Source organism: Butyrivibrio sp. (genome assembly GCF_024699075.1).
In genome coordinates this window covers 1-4,338 of record NZ_JAILQF010000309.1, presented here as the reverse complement: position 1 = coordinate 4,338, position 4,338 = coordinate 1, and the positions used below count along the sequence as shown (strand labels likewise).

The 4,338-nt window shown below is 40.1% G+C and carries 3 protein-coding genes and 1 pseudogene; all 4 read right to left on the bottom strand.

The window, feature by feature from the left end; all coding sequences use genetic code 11:
- A pseudogene (locus tag K6G87_RS12435) lies at nt 1–227 on the bottom strand (hypothetical protein); the annotation flags it as partial.
- 50 nt (nt 228–277) lie between these two features.
- Nucleotides 278–571: a hypothetical protein gene (locus K6G87_RS12430; RefSeq protein WP_296837738.1), complete on the bottom strand. Its 294-nt coding sequence runs from the start codon at nt 569–571 to the stop codon at nt 278–280.
- Nucleotides 572–606: 35 nt separating this feature from the next.
- On the bottom strand, nt 607–3,588 hold the full coding sequence (locus K6G87_RS12425; protein ID WP_296837735.1) for a TOTE conflict system archaeo-eukaryotic primase domain-containing protein: 2,982 nt from the start codon (nt 3,586–3,588) through the stop codon (nt 607–609).
- Between the two features lie 51 nt (nt 3,589–3,639).
- The coding region (locus tag K6G87_RS12420) for a PDDEXK nuclease domain-containing protein (protein ID WP_296837731.1) at nt 3,640–4,338 on the bottom strand (699 nt) is incomplete at its 5' end.

Genomic DNA, 4,338 nt, shown 5'->3' with positions numbered 1-4,338 from the left:
TCTTCAACCTCTTCCTTTGTGCGAGATACCGAATATGGCATATCCCCCAGATAATCTAGGCTATCTCCATACTCTCCATCAAGAGCCGCACGTCTGGATTCCTTTTGCTCCGGGAAATAATAGTCCTCGACATCTATTTCGTAATAGCCCAATTCCTTAGCCAACGCATGACCGAGCGTGGGTTTTCCGCTTCCATTTAGTCCGACTATTGCTATTCCTTCCGGCATCCTATTCTTCCTTCTTTTCAATTTTTCCTGTACTTTGAGGAACATACCTGTCAGAGCGACTCAGTATCATATTCCTCTCGGTACCACATAATATATCTGACTATGCACTCAGGATATTTCTTATAAAAAGTACGGCAAACTCTTTTATATAAATCAAGCACTTTATCATTTCCACAGAATTCTAAAAGGTAATCCAGCATCAAACCAACTTCATTTTCTGAGGCATCCGGATTATCACAAAGATTTTCTACCAATCCCAGATATTCTCTATATGCTTTTTCATGGAGTATATTTATGTAATGCGCTATTTTATTAATCTCCACATCTATATTCTTTTCTGCCATTCCAACTGTCTCCAGTGAATATCGTATTTATAGTTCTATCCAAATGTCATTTCTAAGAGTTCCTGCGTAGCATCTTTACTTTCTATACGCATCAAATTATCATCTGCTTTAGCTCTCGAAAGCAAATTCACGCTTCCATACCATACTATTTGATCATCTATGATGGCAAAGTGTTCATGCATATAGTCTTGAATCTTCACCCTTACAGCACAATTTTCTAGTATCTGCACAAGATTCTTAGTATCTTCTATTTTCTCCTCCGGGTATCCTTCGGGATTAAGCGTTACGACGGTAATCTTTACTCCATCTTCCTGTTTTTTCTTAATGAGCCTTACAAATGCGTTCACCTTGACTTGATTCAATCCGGGGCTGGAAATAACAATCTCCTTATTTGCTTCCAGCAAATCTCTTTCAAATACCTTTTCATAAGTATCCATATCGAAAATTGCATTAGCATTCTGTTTCTGGGCTATGACATTATTACAAATCTCATATCCAATCTTCTTATATGTTCTAAGGCGTTTATGATACATTTTTTCAAGGACACGAATGTGAGAATCTACATAATCGTAAATGATTACTTCCTTCTTAGTCTCATAGTCTCTATGAAGACGTCCGGCAAACTGCTCAATATTACCTTCTGCAGCTGCTGGCATTGTAAGCATCATCGTATCAAGCCGCGGGAAATTAAAGCCTTCGCCAATATACTTATCAATCGCGACAAGCACAACGGACTCCTCCGCCGGAACAGATCGCATTTGCAATCTCATTTCATCCTTTGCTTTTCGACTGCCCCCACCCTGGAGAAGATAAACATGGCCTGTCTTGCCTTGTAGCCGCTGATACAGAAGTTGCGCATGTTCTTTATATTTTGTTAATACGAGCGGGGTTCTTCCATTTTGTATGCAATTCTCAACATCAGCAATAATCTGCTCATTTCTGGAATCACATTCAATAACCGCCCTGTTTGCTTCTGTAACTTTAAGATCAGACGCGCTAACAAGCCTTGTAAATCTTGGATAGACAAAATGATCAATACCCTGCTTTTCAGCTCGCTCCTTCGCTGTATATCTGAATCTGATCGGTCCAAACTGCATAAACACTTTCTTTTCGAGTCCATCCTCACGTTTAGGAGTGGCTGTTAATCCATATACATATCTTGCTTTCGCAGCACCAACAACATCTTCAACAGTCTGTGCAGCCCCATGATGACATTCATCCATGATCACCATTCCATACTTTTCAATGATAGGATTGATTTCATCTCCCTTACCCAATGATGAGAATATGGCAACATCAATAATTCCCGTCATGGAGTTATGCCCGGCATATAGTCTTCCGATAACGCTCTTTCTCTTTTTAACTCTACCTGTTTTTGTCTGATACTCGGGAAGCTCAGCTTTTATATCCAGGAATTTTTCCAAATCCTCCATCCAGTTCTTTTGTATTTCCGTGTTATGTACCAATATAAGAGTATTGATTTTTCTTTGAGCGATCATATACGCGCCGACAACTGTTTTCCCAAAAGATGTAGTCGCTGCAAGGATGCCATTATCATGTTCCAAAATAGCTTTTGCTCCTCGCATCTGCTCCTCATATAAAGTACCCTTAAATGATACATCAAGCGGTGTACCGGCACATCTATTATCTGTATAAGAAAAAGGGATGTCCGCCTCTTTGAATCTATCAATCACAGGATCAAGTAACGCTCTCGGAACACATATATATCCCGAATCATCATAACCGCAAAAGACTATCCTCGGAATACCTTTCGTAGATAATCCCATAGCAGCTTTTTTATAAAAATCAGGATTACTGAATGCAGCCATACGTCTCAATGCATTTTGCATTCGTGGCTTCATGCCTTTAGTGCATATGTAAACCTTGTCAGCTACAACAATCTCAACAGCCGAAGGAACATCTTCTTTATGCAAAGGATGCCTTGCTTTATCCCAAGGCTTTATATCATTATTGGCATCAGGCTCTGGATTGAACTCACTACTGAGAACGCCAAGAATTCCTTCTGCTGACCATTCTTTTATTCTTTCTTCTATGGTTTCGATAGAAAGCTTTTTTACAGTTTTTAAGCAATCCCATTGATTTGGATAAGCATTCCAGTTTTCATCTATAAAAGCACTGTTTCCATTTTTCAATGCCTGGCCCTGCAATGGTAGCGCAACAAGATTTCCAAGTCCCGGCTTACCGCTTTTTGCGTTGACCGGAATGTGATCCTGCGCAGGAAGCATCCTATCGTAATACTTGAAGCTCCGCATATTTACACTTTCAGCGCCTTTTGTTAATAGAGCAGTCCCGAATTTCCTTGCTGTAATGGCGAGGATTGGCTTTGCGAAAAACATCCATATATGAGCTCCTTTTCCGGATCGTGAACGCTCCACCAGAACCGGGACCTCATTTATGTCACAGATTTTCCTAAAGGCATTAACCTCTGTCATCCACTCCGGATCAAGGTTTGCTCCGTCATCTCCAGCGATTTTGTCATCATGGCAGTCAAAATCGAATACCAAGAAATTGATCGTTTCATCTGGAAACATAGGGTATAATCCGATTACATCTGAAGCATCTTCTTTTGCGCCAATCAAATGCTCGTACAGCACTTGTCCGGTTAATTCCTTATATCTCTGATTTTGACATTCACTGCAGCCGAATTGCGGATTATTCTTCTTAGGGCAGATACCATCCTTCCAAAAATTCCAACACTGAGTATAATAACCGTGTTTTCCGGTTTTCTTGTTAGCCTTTCCAGAGCGTTTGCTATATACATCATTTCTGCCCTTGAACAAATGATAGAAATACCGGATATGCTGCTTCGTTATCGTAACCGGAAGAATACGGGCACCTTGATTCTCTTCAAACGCCAGATTCTTGTCCGGAGATAAATCATCTATTTCCTTTGCTTCCCTTTTATATGAGATCCCAGCATCATCGAGAAGCCCGTGCAAATATTCAATTTCACTCTCTAATTGTCCTATTCTCGACAAATACTGTTCTTCATCCATATGGCCACTTCTCTATTTGATTTTCATTTTATTCCTTGCTACTAAGGATGCCTATATCCCCAATTCCTTCAACTCCCTAATTAGGAACTGTTCTAGCTGTGATTTGTTAGGAAGTTGTAGCATATATGTTGATACAAAAAGCTGGTTATCCATACCTGAAAGCGCATATTCAACCATCTTCTTTCCCTTTTTTGTACACAAAAGGATGCCAACCGGTGGGTTGTCTCCAGGATGCATTTCATTTTCCTTATAGTATCCTACATATGCGTTGAGTTGACCGAAATTCTCATGGCTGAATTCTTCGTTTTTAAGTTCAACGATCACACTGCAATGCAGTATGCGATTATAGAACACAAGATCCGGGAAATAGTATTCATCGTCAATAAGTATGCGCTTTTGACGCGCTTCAAAACAAAAACCTCTCCCCAGTTCCAACATAAACTCTTCCAGATGATCAATCAGAGCCTGTTCCAAATCTGACTCTGAAACAGATTCTTTCGCATCGAGCCCCAGGAATTCCAATGTGATAGGATCCTTCACTGTCATAGACACGCTATAATCTTCATTTACAAGTTTCTCCAGAAGTTGCTCCGGCTTCTTGCTGATTCCTGCACGAAAGTATAAATTTGTTGTAATCTGCCTTCTTAATTCACGAACACTCCATGTTCCTTTTATGCACTCCAATTCATAAAAGAACCGTTCAAATGGGTCATCGATTGGTAACAATTGTCTTATATGCGTAAAAGACAG

Coding starts and splice junctions, on each gene's coding strand:
- K6G87_RS12425 (WP_296837735.1), bottom strand. CDS start 3,588: ATGGATGAAGAACAGTATTTGTCGAGAATAGGACAATTAGAGAGTGAA.
- K6G87_RS12430 (WP_296837738.1), bottom strand. CDS start 571: ATGGCAGAAAAGAATATAGATGTGGAGATTAATAAAATAGCGCATTAC.